General features: G+C 61.4%; 17 protein-coding genes. 4 read left to right on the plus strand and 13 right to left on the minus strand.

All coding sequences use genetic code 11. The features are described 5' to 3' along the window. Positions 1-6: 6 nt before the first annotated feature. From ACESMW_RS03760 to ACESMW_RS03770, 3 genes are all read right to left on the minus strand, one after another. On the minus strand, positions 7-1224 hold the full coding sequence (locus tag ACESMW_RS03760; RefSeq protein WP_372985739.1) for an ABC transporter substrate-binding protein: 1218 nt from the start codon (positions 1222-1224) through the stop codon (positions 7-9). A gap of 64 nt (positions 1225-1288) precedes the next feature. Next, the gene (locus ACESMW_RS03765) at positions 1289-2008 is read right to left on the minus strand and encodes an ABC transporter ATP-binding protein (protein WP_372985740.1); all 720 of its coding nucleotides are present in this window, start codon (positions 2006-2008) and stop codon (positions 1289-1291) included. Further along, on the minus strand, positions 1998-2786 hold the full coding sequence (locus ACESMW_RS03770; protein WP_372985741.1) for an ABC transporter ATP-binding protein: 789 nt from the start codon (positions 2784-2786) through the stop codon (positions 1998-2000). Before ACESMW_RS03770 ends, ACESMW_RS03765 begins: the two co-directional genes overlap by 11 nt. Before the next feature lie 240 nt (positions 2787-3026). On the opposite strand from ACESMW_RS03770, the gene ACESMW_RS03775 reads away from it, so the two are divergent. Next, positions 3027-3338, plus strand: a complete 312-nt coding sequence (locus ACESMW_RS03775) for a hypothetical protein (protein WP_372985742.1) — start codon at positions 3027-3029, stop codon at positions 3336-3338. Between the two features lie 47 nt (positions 3339-3385). Here the strand turns inward: ACESMW_RS03775 and ACESMW_RS03780 are convergent, their stop codons facing one another. The 3 genes from ACESMW_RS03780 to ACESMW_RS03790 all read right to left on the minus strand — a co-directional run bounded on the left by ACESMW_RS03780 (position 3386) and on the right by ACESMW_RS03790 (position 7792). Next, entirely contained in the window at positions 3386-5887 is a 2502-nt protein-coding gene (locus ACESMW_RS03780; protein ID WP_372985743.1) for an acyl-CoA dehydrogenase, read from the minus strand. A 114-nt stretch (positions 5888-6001) separates the two neighbouring features. Continuing rightward, entirely contained in the window at positions 6002-6892 is an 891-nt protein-coding gene (locus ACESMW_RS03785) for a prenyltransferase (protein ID WP_372985744.1), read from the minus strand. Positions 6893-6904: 12 nt separating this feature from the next. Beyond that, a complete protein-coding gene (locus tag ACESMW_RS03790; RefSeq protein ID WP_372985745.1) occupies positions 6905-7792 on the minus strand; it encodes an AEC family transporter in 888 nt (295 codons plus the stop codon). Between the two features lie 180 nt (positions 7793-7972). Between ACESMW_RS03790 and ACESMW_RS03795 the strand changes: the two genes are divergently transcribed. After that, positions 7973-9157, plus strand: coding sequence for a MalY/PatB family protein (locus ACESMW_RS03795; protein WP_372985746.1), 1185 nt, complete (start codon positions 7973-7975; stop codon positions 9155-9157). A gap of 10 nt (positions 9158-9167) precedes the next feature. Here the strand turns inward: ACESMW_RS03795 and ACESMW_RS03800 are convergent, their stop codons facing one another. Both ACESMW_RS03800 and ACESMW_RS03805 read right to left on the minus strand, forming a co-directional pair. Then, positions 9168-10103, minus strand: coding sequence for a DMT family transporter (locus ACESMW_RS03800; RefSeq protein WP_372985747.1), 936 nt, complete (start codon positions 10101-10103; stop codon positions 9168-9170). A 51-nt stretch (positions 10104-10154) separates the two neighbouring features. Next, entirely contained in the window at positions 10155-11549 is a 1395-nt protein-coding gene (locus tag ACESMW_RS03805) for a succinylglutamate desuccinylase/aspartoacylase family protein (protein WP_372985748.1), read from the minus strand. 191 nt (positions 11550-11740) lie between these two features. Here ACESMW_RS03805 and ACESMW_RS03810 point away from each other — a divergent pair, with 191 nt between their 5' ends. Then, positions 11741-11899 (plus strand): YqaE/Pmp3 family membrane protein, encoded by a 159-nt coding sequence (locus tag ACESMW_RS03810; protein WP_091998138.1) that lies wholly within the window; start codon positions 11741-11743, stop codon positions 11897-11899. A 93-nt stretch (positions 11900-11992) separates the two neighbouring features. Here ACESMW_RS03810 and ACESMW_RS03815 read toward each other — a convergent pair whose 3' ends face one another. Further along, entirely contained in the window at positions 11993-13630 is a 1638-nt protein-coding gene (locus tag ACESMW_RS03815) for an MBL fold metallo-hydrolase (protein WP_372985749.1), read from the minus strand. 287 nt (positions 13631-13917) lie between these two features. Here ACESMW_RS03815 and ACESMW_RS03820 point away from each other — a divergent pair, with 287 nt between their 5' ends. Then, positions 13918-14364 (plus strand): thioesterase family protein, encoded by a 447-nt coding sequence (locus tag ACESMW_RS03820; protein ID WP_372985750.1) that lies wholly within the window; start codon positions 13918-13920, stop codon positions 14362-14364. A 28-nt stretch (positions 14365-14392) separates the two neighbouring features. On the opposite strand, the gene ACESMW_RS03825 is transcribed toward ACESMW_RS03820, so the two are convergent. The 4 genes from ACESMW_RS03825 to ACESMW_RS03840 form a co-directional block, all read right to left on the minus strand. Beyond that, on the minus strand, positions 14393-15676 hold the full coding sequence (locus tag ACESMW_RS03825) for an MATE family efflux transporter (RefSeq protein WP_372985782.1): 1284 nt from the start codon (positions 15674-15676) through the stop codon (positions 14393-14395). A 147-nt stretch (positions 15677-15823) separates the two neighbouring features. After that, positions 15824-16321, minus strand: coding sequence for a thiol peroxidase (gene tpx, locus ACESMW_RS03830; protein WP_372985751.1), 498 nt, complete (start codon positions 16319-16321; stop codon positions 15824-15826). Positions 16322-16576: 255 nt separating this feature from the next. Then, a complete protein-coding gene (locus ACESMW_RS03835) occupies positions 16577-17797 on the minus strand; it encodes a Bcr/CflA family multidrug efflux MFS transporter (RefSeq protein WP_372985752.1) in 1221 nt (406 codons plus the stop codon). 303 nt (positions 17798-18100) lie between these two features. Continuing rightward, positions 18101-19012 (minus strand): LysR family transcriptional regulator, encoded by a 912-nt coding sequence (locus ACESMW_RS03840; RefSeq protein WP_372985753.1) that lies wholly within the window; start codon positions 19010-19012, stop codon positions 18101-18103. Positions 19013-19033 lie beyond the last annotated feature (21 nt).

Raw genomic sequence — 19033 nt, forward strand, 5'->3', positions numbered from 1 at the left:
CTGACGTTAGTTAACCAACGGACACTTGGATTCGGACAACGGAATAAACGCCTGTTCCGCCGGAATCTTTGAGACCACCCTCAGCAGGTCCCATTCGCTTTCGGACTCCGCGGGCTTTTTCACTTCCACCAGGTACATGTCGTGCAACATGGTGCCATTCGGCAGGATGGAGCCGTTTTTCACAAACATGTCGTTCAGGGTCATCTCGCCAAGCTTGGCACGGACAGTATCGCTGTCGTCGGTACCTGTCTCCTTGACCGCTTTCAGGTAGTTGGTGACGGCGGAGTAAACCCCGGCATGCACCATGGTGGGCATGGCTCCGTGGCGCTCATGGAAGCGTTCGGACCAGGCCCGGGTTTCGTCGTTCTGGTTCCACACAAAGGCAGTGGTGAACTGCAGGCCCTGGGCAATGTCCAGGCCCATGCTGTGCACGTCTGTGATGAACACCAGCATGCCCGCCAGCTTCTGGCCGCTTTGCACGATCCGGAACTGGTTGGCCTGTTTGATGGCATTCACCGTGTCCTGCCCGGCGTTGGCCAGGCCAATTACGTCGGCGCCGGAGGATTGGGCCTGCAACAGATAGGAAGAGAAATCGTTGGTGGACAGTGGTGCGTTGACGTTGCCAACCACTTCACCACCCAGACTCTCCACTACTGCCCCGGTGTTGTCTCGCAGGGAATGACCAAAGGCATAGTCGGCAGTGATGAAGAACCAGCTTTCGCCGCCGTTCTTGACCATGGCCGTGGCCGTGCCCACAGGCAATGCGTGGGTATCGTAGACATAGTGGATGCCATAAGGTGTGCACTGTTCCTCGGTGAGGGCGGTCGTGCCGGCACCGGTGTTCATGGTGATGATCTTCTTGTCGTTGGCCAGTCCCTGTACCGACAGGGCCACCGAGGAGTTATCCAGGGCAGTGATCATGTCGACTTCCTTGGCATCGATCCACTCCCGGGCGGTACTGGCACCGATGTCAGGCTTGTTCTGGTGGTCCGCGGAGATGACTTCCACGGGTTGGCCGAGGACCGAACCTCCGAAGTCTTCGATGGCCATTTTGGCCGCGACCACGGCGCCCGGGCCTTCCAGAGCTTTGTAAACCCCGGACATGTCACTGAGTACGCCAATTTTGAGTTTACCGTCTGACAGTTCAGCGGTTGCGGTAAGCGGCATCGCCAACGTGGCCATTGCGATGGCACTTGCCAGACCTTGTTTCCAGTGCTTGAACATAGTGGGATTCCTTTTCTTATTAGATTCAGGGTCGGTGCGCTTGTCGCGCCCCAGGCCCACGGGCTCAGACACTCAGGTGCCTGTTCAACTGCTCTTTTTTGGCCTCAAGGTCAGCGGCGTCAATCTGTTCCACCACCCGACCGTGTTCAATGACATAGTGGCGGTCCGCCAAAGGGGCAGCAAAGCGAAAGTTCTGCTCCACAAGGATGATGGTGAAGCCCTTCTCCCGCAGTTTGCGAATCACTTGATCCAGGGATTTCAGGATTACCGGGGCTAACCCTTCGGTGATTTCATCCAGCAACAGCAGATTGGCACCCGTTCGCAGGATACGGGCAATGGCCAGCATCTGCTGCTCACCGCCGGAGAGCTTGGAGCCCTGGCTTTTACGTCGCTCCTTGAGGTTCGGAAACATTGTGTAGATGTCGTTAACCGACATGCCGCCTTCGGCGACTACAGGGGGTAGTTCCAGGTTTTCGTCGACATTGAGGGAAGCAAAAATGCCACGCTCTTCCGGGCAATAGCCGAGCTTGCCCACATGGGCGATCCGATGCGTGGGCATGTCGATGATTTCAGTGCCATGGATCTTGATTGAGCCGGTACGCCGGCCCACGAGCCCCAGAATCGCTTTCAGGGTGGTGGTGCGCCCGGCCCCGTTGCGCCCAAGTAGCGTGATCACCTCGCCTTCCCGCAGTGTCAGGTTCATACCATGGAGAATGTGGGACTCGCCGTACCACGCGTGAAGGTCCTCGATTCGGAGCAACTCCGGACGTTGATCAGGCGGCATCAGTGGTCCCCATGTAGGCTTCCATCACGGCGGGGTTGGTGGAGACGGTGTCGTAATCGCCTTCCGCCAGCACCTCCCCGCGGTTTAGTACGGTAATGGTGTCAGCCAGGGTGGAGACCACATTCAGGTTGTGCTCTACCATCACGATGGTCCGACCAGCGACCACTTTTCTGATAAGGTCGGTGACCGTGCCCACATCCTCGGGGCTCATGCCCTGTGTGGGCTCGTCCAGCAGCATCAGCCGGGGCTTCAGGGCAATGGTAGTGGCGATTTCCAACGCCCGTTTCTGGCCGTAAGGTAGCTCGACCGCCTTGGTGTCGGCGAAGGGGCCAAGCTCCAGCAGTTCCAGGGTTGCCTGGGCTTCTTCATTCAGTTGATCCAGCACCTGCCTCGATCGCCAGAACTGGTAGGACACCCCCAGTGTGCGTTGCAGGGCAATTCTTACATTCTCACGGGCAGACAGGTGTGGAAACACCGCCGAAATCTGGAATGAGCGAATCAGACCTTGCTGTGCAATACCGGCGGGTCTGGAGTGGGTGATGTCATTACCGTCGTAGATAATCTGCCCGGCACTGGGCTTGAGAAAATGGGTCAGCAGGTTGAAAAAGGTGGTTTTGCCGGCACCGTTAGGGCCAATCAGGGCGTGGATGCTCCCCGTCTCTACTTTCACGCTGACGTTGTTGATGGCGGTGAAACCTTTGAAATCCTTCTTCAGATTCCGGGTTTCAAGAATGATCGGGGGAGGCGTTGTGTGCTCGCCCACAGGCTGGTCGTTCACGGAAATACACCCCTTTCGGTTGAAGTCGGCTACTTGTGCGCTGTAGCTCTGTTATTTCTTGTTATTCAAGTTTGTTTTGAAAAGGTTGCAGATACTGCCAATTGAACTGACCTTCAGTAATAGTAGGAGAGTGTGGAATCTGTCAAGAAAAGACAGGAGTCCGGAACCCTGGCCAGTGAACTTGCGTCAGTTCTGCGAAGACATACCTTGAACGTAAATCAGCTGGAAAGAGAGGTAGTTATGCAAAGGCTTCTGACCGCGGCCTTGTTGGGCGTTTTCACAGTCTCGACTCCTGTTACGGCTCAGCCGCCCCATAACAATGGGCTGCCGCCGGGCCTTGAGAAGAAAGTCGAGCGTGGTCAGCCGTTGCCACCGGGCTGGCAGAAGAAGCTGGATTATCGGCGGGGGGATTACTTCGATCGGGAGCTGCTGCGTTACGGTCGGGTTTACGATGTCGATGGCCGGCGCCAGCGGGTAGAGATTGAGGACCGGGTGTACACCATCATCAAGGATACCCGCGAGATCGTGGATATCCTGAACGGCCGGTATTAACGGTCGCGGCGTATGGTCCGGAACCATACGCCGCTTTCCCTTCCGGATTATTCCTGGGCGGACCTTTCCACCACTTTGCGCTTGCCCTTGGCGCAGCGGGACAGGGCCTTGAGCCCGTCGCCGTCGAACGCATCCACCCGGATAACGTCATACAGGGCGGTCAGCGCTTCCAGTAGCTTGTCGCATTCATCCGCTTTCACTACGCCCTGGGCGCAGGCCCAGTCCACCAGTTCCTTGCGTTCGTGGCCCATCAGCAGGGCGATGTTGTCGAGTTCGTCCTCGTCCCGGTTACGAATGGCCTCATGCAGCCGGCCGCGCATGCCGGCGGTTTCGTTGGCCAGTTTGTAGGCGTTGAGTACGCGGCCCAGCGGATCTTCCGGATCCATGTTGGTGTAGGCGCCGCGGCTGATGCGCTGGCGCACCGGGGTATCCTCGACGATGGTGCGGGCGACTTTGGTGCCCAGGCTGTCATCCGGGCCGTTGAGGCCGGTGGCGCCGAGGGGGAATACCAGCAGGCGTAGCGGCCAGCGCAGGGCCGGCACCGGGAAGTTGATGATGGCCTCGCGCATGGAGCCCTGCAGATCCCGCAGACAGGTTTTCAGACTCCATTCCACCAGCGGACGCTGGTCATCGGGATAGCCTTCCTCATGCCATTGCTTGATCACTGCAGTGGCGTAGTAGAGGTGCACAAGGCAGTCTGCCATCCGGCCGGACAGGCGCTGCCGGGCTTTCAGGCCGCCGCCGACGGTGAGCAGGGTGACGTCGGTCATCAGGGCAAAGGATGCAGAGAACCTGGCCAGCTGGCGATAATGGCGCTTGATTTCGCCGTGGCGCGGCACCGATTCGATCACCCCTCCGGTCAGTGCCAGCAGGAAAGCCCGCAGCGCATTGCGGGTGGTGTGGGCCAGGTGACGGTAGAAGATGCCGTCGAATTTCTTCGCGGCCTTGTCTTCGTCTTCCATACCCGCCGCTTCGATTTCCTCGACGATGAACGGATGGCAGCGGATGGCGCCCTGGCCGAAGATCATCAGGCTGCGGGTGAGGATGTTGGCGCCTTCCACGGTGATGCCAATGGGCACCGCCTGGTAGGCCCGGGCCAGGAAGTTGCGGGGGCCGGTGATGACACCCCGGCCGGCGACGACATCCATGGCGTGGTTGATCACTTCCCGCATCAGGTCGGTGTTGCGGTATTTCAGCACCGCTGAGGGCACGGAGGGGCGTACGCCCCGGTCCAGCATGCCGGAGGTGAGCAGGCGGGCGGCATCCATCATGTAGGTGTAGCCGGCGATGGGTTCCAGGGCTTCCTGCACGCCTTCAAACTGGCTGATGGAACGGCCGAACTGTTCCCGGGTGTAGGCGTAGGAGCCGGTGGCCAGGCTGGCCACCTTGCCGGCACCGGTGCCCAGGGCGGGCAGGGAAATGGAGCGGCCGATGGACAGGCACTCCAGCAGCATGGTCCAGCCCTTGCCGAGCATGTCCTGGCCACCGATGACCTGTTCCATGGGAATAAAGACCTCGTCACCCCATGTAGGCCCGTTCATGAACACGGTGTTCATGGGCAGGTGGCGGGCGCCGGCGTTCACACCGTCGGTGTCCTTCGGAACCAGTACGCAGGTCACACCCACTTCGTCGTTCTCGCCCACCAGGTGCTCGGGGTCATAGACCTTGATGGCCAGGCCGATCAGGGTGGCTACCGGGGCCAGGGTGATGTAACGCTTGTTCCAGGTCACCTTCAGGCCCAGGACTTCCTCGCCGTTCCACTCACCCTTGCAGACGATACCCTTGTCCGGAATGGCCCCGGCGTCGGAACCGGCCACCGGGGAGGTCAGGGCAAAGCAGGGAATTTCCTCGCCCTGGGCCAGGCGTGGCAGGTAATGCTGCTTCTGGTCGTCGGTGCCGTAGTGCATCAGCAGCTCACCCGGGCCCAGGGAGTTGGGCACCATGACGGTCACCGCCGCCGAAACGCTGCGGGTGGAGATCTTCATGACAATCTCGGAGTGGGCGGTGTTGGAGAAGCCCAGTCCGCCGTCCTCCTTGGGGATGACCAGCCCGAAGAAGCCTTTCTCCCTTATGAACTTCCAGACCTTGTCCGGCAGGTCGTAATGCTCGTGGGTGATTTTCCAGTCATCGAGCATGGCGCAGAGCTCTTCCACCGGGCCATCGAGGAAGGCCTGCTCTTCGCTGGTCAGGTGGGCCGGCTTGGCGTCCAGCAGCTTGTTCCAGTTGGGTTTGCCCGAGAAGAGTTCGCCATCCCAGTCCACGGAGCCCGAGTTGAGCGCTTCCTGTTCGGTATCGGACAGTTTGGGCAGCCGGCTGCGGACCCAGCCCAGCAGAGGGCGGCTGATCTTGTCCAGGCGCAGGTCGCCGGGGATGACCAGGATCAGCGCCAGAGCAAGGAAAATGCCGCCGAAGATGATGCTGAGAAGGTGCCATTCATCCTGGAACAGGCCGACAACGGTGGCAATGGCCATCACCGCGGCTGCCACGGTGCCTCCGATGCCAAGGTAGATCAGTACCAGGGCACTGATCAGTAACAGCAGAACGCTCATGGGCAGACCTCCATATCATCAATGAAATCAACAAAATCTGACCTTAACCATCGGCCAAAGTCCCTGTACTTGCAAGGATCGGGATCAAGTCCGGATGTGAAACCCGGTTGGTTGTCAGAGGCTGAGTCCGGCAATCAGTAACGCCAGTGTGGACAGCAGGACTGCCACGTTCGTTCCCAGCACCGCATTCAGCCGCTCCGGGTTGTCGAGCACGAGCGGCAGTTGCCGGGAAATCCACAGGCTGACCGGTAAGGTGGACAGGGCAAGAGCACTCCACGCCGGCAGCACGCCCAGCGGAACACCCGCCAGGACAGGAACATAACTGCCAAGCAAGAGCACCGCGACCAGTCGCGCAGCCGCCGTTCGGCCCAGGGTAATGACCAGGTGACGCCGGCCGACTTTCTGGTCAGCGTCGGCATCCGGAATCTGGTTGATCAGCAAAAGCTCGCTCACCAGGCACTGGGCGACCAGGGTCACCAGGAGGGCGGCAGTGTCGATCCTGCCGCCCAGCGCGACGATGGCACCCAGAACCATGACCGGCCCGAATCCGAGGCCCGGGGCGAGCAGGCACAGGATGGGCCGGCGGGTTATCCAGCGGGTGTAGGTCAGCACCAGGACGATACCGGCAACGCCCAATACCAGCATGGGTAATCCCCGTTGCCAGAGAAAGTACAGGCCGATGGCCGTCACCAGGCCCAGGGTTCCAATGGCGGCAGCCAGAACGCCCTTGGCCGCCGATGGCACTTCGGGCAGTGCGCCGCTGCCGCCGGAGAAGGGGGTGCGCCGGGTGATCAGGTCCAGGCCGGAAACAAAGTCCTCGTACTCGTTGAACAGATTGACCGCCGCGTGGGCGAGCAGGGCGCCAATGAAGACCAGCAGGGTGTCGATCAGCGCCGGTGAGCCGCCCTGTTGCCAGGCGACGGCCACGCCAAGCCCGGCGCAAAGAGGGGCGAGAACCAGGAAGTTGGGGCGAAAGGCGCGAACCACCGCAGCTGCTTCAGACATGCTGACTTTTCCTTAGACGTAACCGGCGGCAAACACCAGTCCCAGCACGATCGGTATCACCACCAGGCTGCCGAGGTTACTGAGCAGGACCAGTGACGCCACCGTGTGGGGCTCCTGCTGGTATTGCTCCGCCACCATATAATTGAGCACCGCCGGAGGCAAGGCGGCGAACACCCACAGTGAGGCGGCCTGCAGACCCGGTAGGTCGAGCACGGCAATCAGCGGCCAGGCCAGCAGCAGGCCGCTGGCGGGGCAGGCGATGGCCCCCAGCAGGCCCAGTTTCCAGTCGTTGAAATCGATGTCCAGCATGCGTACTCCCAGGGCAAACAGCATCAGCGGGATACACACCTCACCGAGCATGTTCATGCTCTCCAGCAGGGTGTCGGGCAGGGCGATGCCGCTGAGGTTGACCGCCAGACCGGCAACGCAGGCGAACACAATCGGGAGCTTCAGGCGCTGGATAATCGAGGTGTGGGGATCGAGCATATAGAGCCCCACGCTGAAGTGCAGCAACATCTCCACAATGAACAGCACGATGGCCGCCGGCAGGGCTGCATCACCGAAGGCCAGCAGCAATACCGGAATGCCCATGTTGCCGGAGTTGTTGAACATCATCGGCGGCAGGAAGGTTTTCAGGTTCAGCTTGAGTGCCTTGGCCACCGGGTATAGCAGGACGCCGGAGCCGAGCACCACCACCGTCGCGCCCAGGGCCAGCCTGGCGTATTCCTGCAGGGGCGCCTGTTGGTCCGCCAGTACCGCAAACACCAGCAGCGGCACAAACAGCTCCATGTTCAGTACGTTCAGGCCCTTAATATCGGGGCTGCGGTAACGGCCGTACAGGGCGCCACAGCCGGTAATCAAAAACACCGGCAACATCGTGGAAAGAATCTGGCCAAGCATCGGAGGGCTCCGGCAATCGGGAAAAGTCGGATGAATAAACGGTTAGGTTCGCAAGTAAAGCGGATCTTGGCAAATGCTATTCTCGGGAATTCGACCAAAGCCCAAGGGTTTGCCTGACGCCCTTGCTGTGGACACAATAACCGGCATTGTCAGTCCGTATAGCGACCCTGGAGAGCGCCCGTGCCCCGTTTCGATCAACCTGTGTCCCGTGAGAACACCTGTTCCGTAAAGTTCGATGCCCGCAAGGCGGTCTTTGGCCGGGAAGACGTCGTACCGGTCTGGGTGGCGGACATGGACTTCGCGGCCCCGGAGGCAGTAACGGAGGCCCTGAAGCAGCGTGCCGAGCACCCGGTCTATGGGTACACGCTGTTCCCCGAGTCCCTGTACCAGTCCATGATTGACTGGTTCCGGCAGTGTCATGGCTGGGAGATCCGCCGGGAGTGGATCCTGATGGCGCCGGGGGTGGTGCCGTCGCTGCACGCGGCCTGCCTGGCCTATGCCGGGCCCGGTGAGGGCGTGATCATCCAGCCGCCGGTGTACCCGCCGTTTTTCAGTTCGGTGAAGCTGACCGGGCGGAGCGTCGTGGAGAACCCGCTGATTGCTGACAGGGCCGAGGATGGCGAGATCCGCTACACCATGGATCTGGAACATCTGGAGGCCTGCGCGGCGCGGCCGGAGAACCGGGTGCTGATGTTATGTTCGCCCCATAATCCGGTGGGCCGGGTATGGTCGGAACAGGAGCTGCGGGCCGTGCTTGATATCGCGCGACGGCACGATCTGGTGGTACTCAGCGACGAAATCCACTGTGACCTTGTGTTCCCGGATGCGCCTCGCCATCGGGTGCTGCCTACCCTGGCCGAACCGGATGACGCCCTGATCACCGCAGTGGCGCCGAGCAAGAGCTTCAACATGCCGGGGCTGGGGCTATCGGCCCTGGTGATCCCCGACCAGTCCCGTCGTCAGGCCATCAAGAGCGTGTTTGACCAGATGCACATGCCCCAATGCAACCCGTTCAGCGTGGCCGGCTTCGAGGCTGGCTACCGGACCGGTGGCCCCTGGCTCGACCAGCTGATGGAGTACCTGCAGGGGAACCGGGATTTTGTCGTTGATGCCATCGGCCGCCTGCCCGGCATCACCACCTTCGCGCCCGAAGGCACCTATCTGATGTGGCTGGATTGTCGCGGACTGGGGCTGGACGATGCCGGCCTGAAACGCTTCTTTGTCCAGGACGCCGGCGTGGGCATGAATCCGGGTATCAGTTTCGGAGAGCCCGGCAGCGGGTTCATGCGCCTGAACATCGGCTGTCCGCGCCAGACCCTGGTCGAGGTACTGGATCGGATCGAGCAGGCGCTGCCAGCAGCCTGACCCGTCCTGCCTAGTCCTCCGCCTTGCGGAAAGCAGGCCGTTTGACCCGTGTGGCCAGCAACAGTCCCGCCAGGATCAGGCCGCCGCCGACGATATGGAACAGCCCCAGGGACTCGCCCAGGAACAGACCGGCAAGGACGGACGCATACACCGGGGTCAGGTACATGAAAATGGCGGCCCCCCCTGGGCCAATGGTATGCACCCCGTGGTTCCAGAACGCGTAGGCCAGAATGCCGGGGAAGATGGCGAAGTAGATCAATGGCAGCGCGGTATCGCGGGATAGTTCGAAACCACCGGCAAAGAAAAACAGATCCATCAGATAGAACGGCAGGATGATCAGGGTGCCAAGCAGGATCTGGGTGGTTAGGAACGTCAGGGCCGGCAGCGGCACCGCCTGGCGGCGCAACAACACCGAGAACAGGCCCCAGCTGAACACCGCCGCGACCATGATCAGGTCACCGGGCTGGGCCTGGAGGCCCGTGAGCACCGACAGCTGGCCCCGGGCAATTACCACCAGGATGCCGAGCACCGCAAGGCCGATACCCAGGGCCTGGATCGGGCGGGTGCGGTCGCCCAGCATCAGCCAGGCCAGCAGGGCCACGAAGATGGGGATGGTGGCGTTGATCAGGGCGATGTTGGTGGCGGTGGTGGTGATGGCGGCGTAGTACAGCAACGAGTTAAACGCGGCCACGCTGAAGGTGGCCAGCGCCACCATGGAGCCGAGGTGCTGGCGGATCACCTGCCGGTGGCGCAAGACCCCGGGCAGGCCAAAGGGCAACAGGATCGCCAGGGCGATGATCCAGCGCCAAAACGACATGGACAGGGGGGGTATGTCCTGCACCGTGCCCCGGGCAACCACGGCATTGCCGGCCCAGAACAGGGGCGTCAGCACCAGTCCGGTGTAGGCCAGTGCCGTGGATCTCGAGAAGGACTGTGACGAAGCCAAGAGCGGTTCTCCCGTCGTTTTTCATCCGCTGGGTGAAAAACGACTAGCATACTACTCTCCCGGCACTTCTGCCTCCGTACCAATGTGGTAGGCGGCAAAACCGGCCATCACCACCTGGTCCACCGCCATGCCGATGATCCGGCCTTTTGAGGTCGAGCGGATCGGATGCTGGGCATTGGTGATCGGATCGGCGACATAGCCAAGGATTTCCCCCTCGCTGACATTGGCGCCCAGCTCCACCTCGCTGAACAGGATGCCGCCGTGGTCGGCCCGGATCCAGTCGGAGTCGTAGTAGACCGGCTCCGGGTCGCCCCAGACAAACATCCGCGAAATCATGCCCTGTTTCTCCATCAGGCTGGTCAGGCTGTTGACCCCGGCCTCGATCTGATGCTCCTGGATCCGGTGGGATTCGCCGGCCTCCATGGTGACCGTGGTAATCCCGGCCTCCACCGCCGCGGTCCTGAGCATGCCGGCCGATCCGGAGCTGTGGACCACGGCCATGCGATCAAAGCCTCGGGTGAACCGGGCCACGTCCGGGTTGTTCATGTCCGCCCGCAACTGCGGCAGGTTGGTGCGTTTCAGGGAGCCGGTGTGGATGTCCACCAGCATGTCGCAACGGCGGATGATATTCTCGAACAGGGAATGGGCGATCCGGTCTGCCAGGCTGCCGGTCTCGCTGCCGGGAAAGTGCCGGTTCAGGTCGCGCCGGTCCGGCAGATAACGACTGGCCTGCTGGAATCCCGGCAGGTTGACGATGGGGATGCCCACCACGCGCCCGCTGAGTTTCTCAGGGTTCAGGTCGTACACCGCGCGGCGGATGATCTCGATACCGTTGAGCTCGTCACCATGAACGGCCCCGGTCAGGCAAAGGGTGGGGCCGGCATTGACCCCATTGACCACCAGCACCGGGGTGGGCTGGGACAGCCCGGCGATCTGGATGCCCGGTGACCAGGCCAGTCGGGTCGAGGTTCCCGGCATTACTTCGCTGCCCAGCAGGGTGAAGCTGCTGGCTTTTTCCGGCTCAGGTTCAGGCTCAGGCGCGGCCTGGACGGTTTCCGGAGTCGCCTCCGTTTCATCTTCCGCGCCAGCTTCCGGTTCCGGTCTGGTCACCGTGGCTGAGGGGGCAGGCTCTGGCACGACTTCCTTCAGGTCAATGTTCGGGGCAACCCTCTGGGCCGCCTCTTCCCGGACAGCCTGCTCGCCGGCATCGGGACCAGCGTCCGATTCCAGTTCCGCTTCTGTTGCGGTCGATTCCAGAGGCTCGGACTGCTCTATGTCCTCGACATCCTCATCCTCGGCCAGTTCCGCCACCAGGATCGCTTTCGGGGCTGTATCGCCGGGGGCGTTGGCAGAGGAGTCTTCGGCCAGTACGGGCAGGGAGGCAAGGCCAAGCGCGGCGGCCAGTGCCAGCAGGAAGCTCGTTGTTCGGGTGGCGTCAAACAGCATGGTTCCTCAACGTTCGTGATTTGGCGCTAAAGGATAGAGTCACGCTGGCCGTTATGGATACAGCTGTGACAAAGGTTTAATGCCCTTTTCATTAAATCCGGCCACGATGAGTGGCAGTGCCGGTCAAAGCTGTTTACAGGTGCTATGTTGTAAGCATGTGACAGTTATAACGTTGCCATGGAGTGAACCCTATGGATCTTTTGCGAATTTTAATAGCAATTTTGTTACCGCCCCTGGGCGTGTTCCTGCAGGTCGGTATCGGCAAACACTTCTGGATCAACATCCTGCTGACGCTCCTGGGTTACATTCCGGGCATCGTGCACGCGGTCTGGGTGATTGCCAAGAAATAGAAAATCCTGACTGTTCAAAACAAAAGCCCGGGAATTCCGGGCTTTTTGCGTTAGATGGCTGTGAAACTGCTCGGTTGAAACCGAGTGCCCTGGTCAGGTGTGATCATTGCTGAACCACTGCCCGTCCTCTTCCCTGGCACGGTCGTCCGCTTCCAGTTTAAGCAGGTGCGCGAGGGCCGAACGGGCGGCCAGACCGTGAATCGCCGCCGGGACATCGTCGTAGGCCCTGGCTGTCAGATCTTTCAGGCCGACCGGTGATAACTCCTTGAGGGCCTTGGCCACCTTGTGCTCGCGGGACAGTCGATGGGTGATCAGGTAGTCGATCACCGCCTCGGGCCGGGCCATCAGGAAGCCGTGGGCCGGCGCGATGTAATTCAGCGGTTCTGTCAGCAACTCGTACAGCGACTCGATGTAGGCCTTCATGTCCCCGTCCGGCGGATTAATGACCACGGTCGAGCCCTGCATGATGTGGTCCCCGGAGAACAGCAGCTCCTGGTCCACCAGCAGGTAACACAGATGGTTCGAGGCATGGCCGGGGGTGTGAAGCACCTTGAGCAGTCCGGCCTCGGTGACAATCAGATCCCCGTGCTGCGGTTGGTCGTCAGGCTCAAAGGACTGGTCCTGGGAGGCACCGGCAGGCGCGGGCCAGCCAAAGACCCGGCAACCGGTCTTCTCTTTCAGCGTGACGGTGCCCGGTGAGTGGTCAATATGGGTGTGGGTCACCACCACCTGATCGATCACGCCCCCGGTCAGCTCCAGAATCCGCTCGATATGGGCCGGGTCATCCGGGCCCGGGTCCAGGACCGTAAACCTTTCGTGACCCAGCAGGTAGGTGTTGGTGCCCGGGCCGGTCATCATGCCCGGGTTGGGCGCGGTCAGCCGCAGCACCCCGGCGGCAATCTCCACCGCTTCCCCGGGCACTATCTCCGCACGGGTTGAACCCTCGCCCTCCGGATCCAGCTTGGCCGCTTCATCATAGGCCGGTGAGCCGGGCTCCAGGGTGACCGGTTTGCCCTTGCGCGTCGCCGGCCATGGTTGACTGGGATACGGCTCCGGTGGATTGGCGTGGGCATAGCGCATGACCGCTTCGGTGGTGCCAAAATCGCTCAGTACCCGCAGCGTCCGGATCGTCGGCAGCCCCAGCAACCGCTTGCCTCTGCGGTGCTCCTCCAGCGCCAGCGCCGGATCGATCCAGACATGATCAATGGTCTCCACCCCGTCATGGGAAGCATCCTGCCCCTCCGGCGCCGCCGCCACAAAAAACCGGGTATCAAACCGCCGTGGCGGGCCGGGTGGCGTTATCCAGTGGCTCAGATAAGCTACCCGATCAAGAGGAATCGTCAGAGTATGTTTCTGACACAATTCCGCGAGAGAAACCTCTCCCTTGAACAGCGGTATCCGCTCCTTCCGGACCGGGTGATCGGCGCGGACCAGCGCCCCCTGATCATCCCGCGCCAGCAGAATCCCGGCCTCCTCGAAACACTCCCGGACGGCGGCCAGCATATAATCCGCACCACCTTCATCCAGACTCATGATCTGACTGATCTCGGCATCGGCCGGACCAATGGCGTGTTCACGGCCATGGGGTTCCTGAACGTCCACCGCACCGCCGGGGAAAACAAAGTACCCGGGCATGAAAGCGGCTTTCCAGGTCCGTTGCAGGAGCAAGACCTGAAGCCCGTCGGACGTGTCTCGAAGGAGGATCAGTGTGGCGGCAGGGCGTATATCCATAGTGTTCCCGTTATGTACATTACGTCAGTGCGCGTCAGGGGGCTGGGTGGTGATCGGGGTGAGCTTTCCAAAACTGTGCGGAGCCAAGGATGGCGGAGCTCAAGCGCCACATGGACGTGCTCGAGCGGGTTTTGGAAAGCTCACCCCGATCGCCACTCGCTCCAGATGTCGATGCGCGGAGATAAGATAAAGAGCAAGATAACTGAATTTGCCATAGGGTGAACAGCAAAACCCAAGCGCGTATGATTCGCGGCAACAGCAACCCGCATTCAGACAGGTGACCAACCGTGGCCCGAATCAAACTCTCCTTCCCGGACGACGCCTTCGTCTTCGAAACCAGAATGCCCGTCCGCATCACCGACATCAACGGCGCCAACCACCTCGGCAACGACGCCCTCATCTCCATGCTGTCCGAAGCCAGGGCCCAGTTTCTCGTGGAATACGGCGTGGAAGAAAGCGACCGGCAGGACATCGGAATCATCATTACCGACCTGGCCACCATGTACCAGTCCGAGTCCTTCTACCCGGACATGCTGCGCTTCGAAGTTGGCCTGATGGACTTCAACAAGTACGGCGGCGACTTCGTGTTCCGGGTCACCAAGGCGGACGGTGGCCAACCCGTGGCGCTCGCCAAATACGGCTTCGTGTTCTTCGACTACCAGCGCCGGCAAGTGGCGCCCATGCCGGACAGCTTCCGCTCACGCTTCGCCGGAAGTGAAACAGGGACTTCCTGAGTCAGTCCGTCCAAGCCGGTGCCCGCAATCAGGCGGGCGCCTCCTGCTGGCGGAGATGAGTCATGCCTTGGCGGTACAGGAGATAGGCGGTGGTGCCGGCCAGCAGGTTACCCACCAGGGCCCCTGACATCAGCCCGGTAAGCCCGGAGATCTGCGAGCCCAGCCACAGCATCGGCAGGTACCAGGCAAACAGCCGCAGGGTAGAGATCAGCAAGGCGCGCATGGGCAATCCGAGGGCATTGTTCACCGAGACCATCAGCATACACACTCCCAGCCCGCTGTAACTCAGCGGCACCCGCAACAGATAGTTCACCAGGATCTCCTGCACATCCGTGTCCTTAGTGAACAGGGTCGAAACCAGGCCTGACGCGGCCAGCCAGACCAACGCCAGAGCCAGCTGCCAGACCACGATAAACCGCACGGCAATGCGCACCAGACGCCGGATGGTCTCCACTTCGCCGGCCCCCAGCAGGCGCCCGATCATCGGCGGCATGGACATGGTCAGAGCCAGCACCACCACGATCGAGAAGAATTCGAGCCGGGTCCCCAGTCCCCAGGCCGCCACCGCCGCAGAACCGAAGCCGGCCACCAGCGCCGTGGCCAGCATGGCCGAGACCGGCGGCATCAGCTGACTGACCATGGCCGGTGCCATGATGCTGCCAAGCTGTCGCAGGGCTGCGGCCAACTTCAGCTGGAGCAGGTCAAACCGGAGCCACTGACGGCGCAGAAGGGCCGGGTAGACCACCAGCGTGCCCAGACCGAAGGCGGTAATGGTGGCCCAGGCCGCACCGGGCAGCCCCCAGCCGAAAACAAAGATGTACAGCGGATCCAGGGCGATGTTGATCAGGCTGGTGGCAATCATCATGTAGCCCGGCAGCTTGGTGTCGCCATTGGAGCGGCAGACCGCGTAACCGAAATACAGCATGGCCCCGGTCCAGGCAGACACCAGCCAGGGCGCCCAGTACTCCCGGATCACCGGCCGCAGCTCCGCCTCGGCCCCCAGCAGATCGAGGATCACAGTCTGAAGCAGCCATACCGTCAGGCACAGAATCAGGGCCAGACTGGCACCGATGGTGACAACCAGACCACCCAGGCGCTGGGCCCGGATCTCGTCACCCTGGCCCAGGGTGCGGGAGATGATGGCTGTCGTCGCAATCCCCAGGCCAACATACATGCCGCTGACCAGTTGCTGCATTGGCACGGTGAAGCCCAGTGCCGCCAGCGGATCACGCCCGAGCTGACCCACGAAGGCACTGTCGGCCAGGTGGAAGGTCATCAGGGACAGAACGCCGAACAGCATGGGCCAGGTCATGTCATAGAGCTGGCGGCCGAGGCTCGTGTTTTCGGATGTCTGGTTCAAAACAGCCTGCGTGGTATCGGGAGTGGGTGAAAAGGCAGGAGAGTATAACGCAGATCGGCTGCCGGAGCCTGAGTGACCCGGCAGCCGATCGGGAGGGTATCAGAGCGCGTTCAGGGCGGCGTCGTAATCCGGTTCGTTCTTGATCTCGTTTACCAGCTCGCTGTGCAGCACCTTGTTGTTCTCGTCCAGGACCACCACGGCACGGGCACACAGGCCGGCCAGCGGGCTATCCTGGATGGCAACACCGTAGTCCTGCTGGAACGCGTAGTTACGGAAGGTGGACAGGGTTTCCACATCCTTCAGGCCTTCGGCGCCACAGAAGCGTGAGGCGGCAAAGGGCAGGTCGGCGGAGACCACCAGCACCACGGTGTTGTCCAGGCTGCCGGCCTTCTCGTTGAACTTGCGGGTGGAGGCGGCGCAGACACCGGTGTCGATGCTGGGGATGATGTTCAGGATCTTGCGCTTGCCCGCCCAGCTGTCGAGTTTGACTTCTTCCAGGCCGCTGTTGGTCAGGGTGAAGGGGGGAGCGTTGTCGCCCGGTTGGGGGAATTTGCCGCTCAGTTCGATGGGGTTGCCGTCCAGGGTGACTTTGCTCATTTTGGCTCCTTGTTGAGTCCGGTTTGGGTTTTACTGATCTACTCCTCCCAGACTAGTTTGGATGACTTTGATTGTCATTATCGCCATTAAGGTTAGGTGCCAGGGCCGATCAGGGCCATGCTTTCCAAAACCCGCTCAAGCACGTCCATGTGGCGCTTGAGCTCCGCCATCCATGGCTCCGCACAGTTTTGGAAAGCATGGCCCTGATCGCCCCCCGAACCTCGAAGCAGCCCGCAACGAAAATCGGAGCTTTATTTATCGAGTGGATGCACCTTGCGGCTCGAAGCCGGGAGCCGGGTGGCGTTGGACCAGGATGAGGTAGCAGGCCATTGCGATGGCGGCGCATACGGCGATGATGCTGGCCATGACCAGGGAGGTGCCGTCGTGGAAGTGGCCGACGAGGCCTCCGGCTACGGCGGCGAATGTCATCTGGATGAAGCCGAACAGGGCGGAGGCGGAGCCGGCCATGGTGGGGAAGTTGGCCAGGGCGCCGGCCATGGTCTGGGGGAGGACCATGCCGGTGCCGATCATGAACAGGGCCTGGGGCAGGATGACGGCCCAGATGTTGTAGATTTCCTGATAGGCCAGGATGGCCATGGCGGTCCCGCCGGCTACGGCGATCATCAGTCCCCGAACGAGAATTTGATCGGTGAGGAGGTTGCGGCCCAGGCGTACGGCGGTGAGGTTACCGATGATGAATCCGGCGACCACGCAGGCCGAGTAAAGGCCGAAGTGCCGGGGGTCGACTCCGAGGAAATCGATCAGCACGAAAGAAGAACCGGACAGGAAGGCAAACAGTCCGGCGAAGATCGCGGCGTTGGTGAGCGAATAGCCCAGAAAGCTGACATCCGTGATGATGTGACGATAATTACGGAGCAGGGCGCGGGGCTTGAGCGGTTGGCGATGCTCCGGGCGCATGGGTTCGGGAATGCCGTAGGCGATCACAACCGCCATGATCAGGGCGTAGACGCCGAGCGCGATGAAAATGGATGACCAGCCCAGGCCGGTCACCAGTACGCCACCGATGGTCGGAGCAACCGCGGGTGCTACGGCCATGATGCTGGCCAGGATGGCGAGGATCTTCGCGGCTTCGCGCGGGGTGTAGATGTCCCGGATCGCGGCACGGCCCAGGACCGGCCCGGCGGACCCGCCCAGGGCCTGGAGGAAACGGCAGACCTGAAGGGTTTCGATGTTGGTGGCCAGGGCACATCCCAGGCTGGCGAGTGCAAACAGGACAAAGCCGCCAATCATGATTGGCTTACGCCCGAATCGGTCAGCCAATGGCCCACAGACCAGCTGTGCGATGGCAAAGCCCGCCAGGTACAGGCTCAGCGTCAACTGGACCTGGTCGGTGCCGGTACCGAAGTCACTGCCGATTTGCGGCAACGCAGGCAGGTACATGTCCGTCGCCAGGGGTCCCAGGGCGACGGCCGCTGCCAATAGAATCGTTGTCCAGACACTGGTGAGTGTGAGCATTTGCTTTCCATACCTTGGGGGATGGCAGGCTTGGGGCAGGGGTTCCAAAACGCGCTCCTTCGGCACCCCTCCGGGGTCCAGCCTGCAATCACAGATTGCAGTCGTTCGGCTGTCGCATGAAGCTTCGCTTCATAAACGCTCGGCCTCACCCCTGTGACGCTTGAGCTCCGCCATCCATGGCTCCGCACAGTTTTGGAACCCCTGCCCCAAGCCTGCCTCTAAGCTTTGCAGGTAAGTCTATGGATGTTCGTGAGAAAGAAAACGGACTATTCGTTCATACAACGTATGAATGAAATTAATTGATTAGCCGTCAAGCTTGTTCATGGTGGCTGCGACCGCGTTCACCTGGTTTCTCAGCCACTTATGGGCCGGATCGTTCTGGTTGCGGCGATGCCAGAGCATCAGCAGCGTGAAGGGCTTGAAATCGAAGGGCAGCGGCACCCAGGCAAAATCCCGCATCAGGTGTTTACTCATCCGCTCCGGTGCCGTTGCCAGCATATCGGTGCCCCGGAGGAACTCGGGAAGACCGGAGAAGTTGGAGACCGTGACCACGTTGCGCCGCGTGAGGCCCCGTGCCGAGATCGAGATATCGAGACTGGGTTTCTCGCCGGTGGCGAACAGCAGGGCGATGTGATCGGCCTTGAGGTAGTCCGCCAGATCACTAGGTGGCTCCCGATGGGAAGGGTCATAGAATACCACCATGCGATCGGCCATCAGCCCCCGTTGCATGATGTCCGTGGCTTCCGGCGGGTGGGGTGAGATGATCAGGTCGCACACGTCCTTGCGCAACATATCGGCACTCGGGATGCCGGATGGAATCACCTGCAAACTGATCCCCGGAGCTTCCCGCCGCAGGATTTTGACCAGGCCCGGAAGTAACAAATCCCTCTGGTAATCGTTGGCGGCAATGGTGAACGTAAACTCGGCAGTGGCCGGGCTGAACGGTGGGCCGGCGGAGAGTGACTGCAGATCGTCCAGGATCTGCCGAATATGCGGCCCCGCCTGCAGAGCGTAGCGGGTCGGCACGATACCCCGGCCGGATTTCACGAACAGCGGATCACCCAGCGCCTGCCGGAGTCGCTCCAGCGTATGGCTGACCGCCGACTGGGTCACGCCCAGCCGAACGGCGGCCCGCGACACACTGCCCTCGTCCAGAACGGCGAGGAAGGTACTGAGCGCGCGAAAATCCAGGTTCAATGTATCAATCGGGTTCATGAATGGCAGTGTAACCCGTGC

The sequence above is a fragment of the Marinobacter sp. genome (assembly GCF_041690455.1).
In the GTDB taxonomy this organism is placed as follows: domain Bacteria; phylum Pseudomonadota; class Gammaproteobacteria; order Pseudomonadales; family Oleiphilaceae; genus Marinobacter.

Bases quoted from the DNA above. Each gene is read 5' to 3' on its own strand.
- ACESMW_RS03775 (WP_372985742.1), top strand. From the start codon at position 3,027: ATGCAAAGGCTTCTGACCGCGGCCTTGTTGGGCGTTTTCACAGTCTCG.
- ACESMW_RS03790 (WP_372985745.1), bottom strand. From the start codon at position 7,792: ATGCTTGGCCAGATTCTTTCCACGATGTTGCCGGTGTTTTTGATTACC.
- ACESMW_RS03805 (WP_372985748.1), bottom strand. From the start codon at position 11,549: ATGCTGTTTGACGCCACCCGAACAACGAGCTTCCTGCTGGCACTGGCC.
- ACESMW_RS03760 (WP_372985739.1), bottom strand. From the start codon at position 1,224: ATGTTCAAGCACTGGAAACAAGGTCTGGCAAGTGCCATCGCAATGGCC.
- ACESMW_RS03840 (WP_372985753.1), bottom strand. From the start codon at position 19,012: ATGAACCCGATTGATACATTGAACCTGGATTTTCGCGCGCTCAGTACC.
- ACESMW_RS03785 (WP_372985744.1), bottom strand. From the start codon at position 6,892: ATGTCTGAAGCAGCTGCGGTGGTTCGCGCCTTTCGCCCCAACTTCCTG.
- ACESMW_RS03780 (WP_372985743.1), bottom strand. From the start codon at position 5,887: ATGAGCGTTCTGCTGTTACTGATCAGTGCCCTGGTACTGATCTACCTT.
- tpx (WP_372985751.1), bottom strand. From the start codon at position 16,321: ATGAGCAAAGTCACCCTGGACGGCAACCCCATCGAACTGAGCGGCAAA.
- ACESMW_RS03765 (WP_372985740.1), bottom strand. From the start codon at position 2,008: ATGCCGCCTGATCAACGTCCGGAGTTGCTCCGAATCGAGGACCTTCAC.
- ACESMW_RS03810 (WP_091998138.1), top strand. From the start codon at position 11,741: ATGGATCTTTTGCGAATTTTAATAGCAATTTTGTTACCGCCCCTGGGC.
- ACESMW_RS03825 (WP_372985782.1), bottom strand. From the start codon at position 15,676: ATGACCTGGCCCATGCTGTTCGGCGTTCTGTCCCTGATGACCTTCCAC.
- ACESMW_RS03815 (WP_372985749.1), bottom strand. From the start codon at position 13,630: ATGGATATACGCCCTGCCGCCACACTGATCCTCCTTCGAGACACGTCC.
- ACESMW_RS03835 (WP_372985752.1), bottom strand. From the start codon at position 17,797: ATGCTCACACTCACCAGTGTCTGGACAACGATTCTATTGGCAGCGGCC.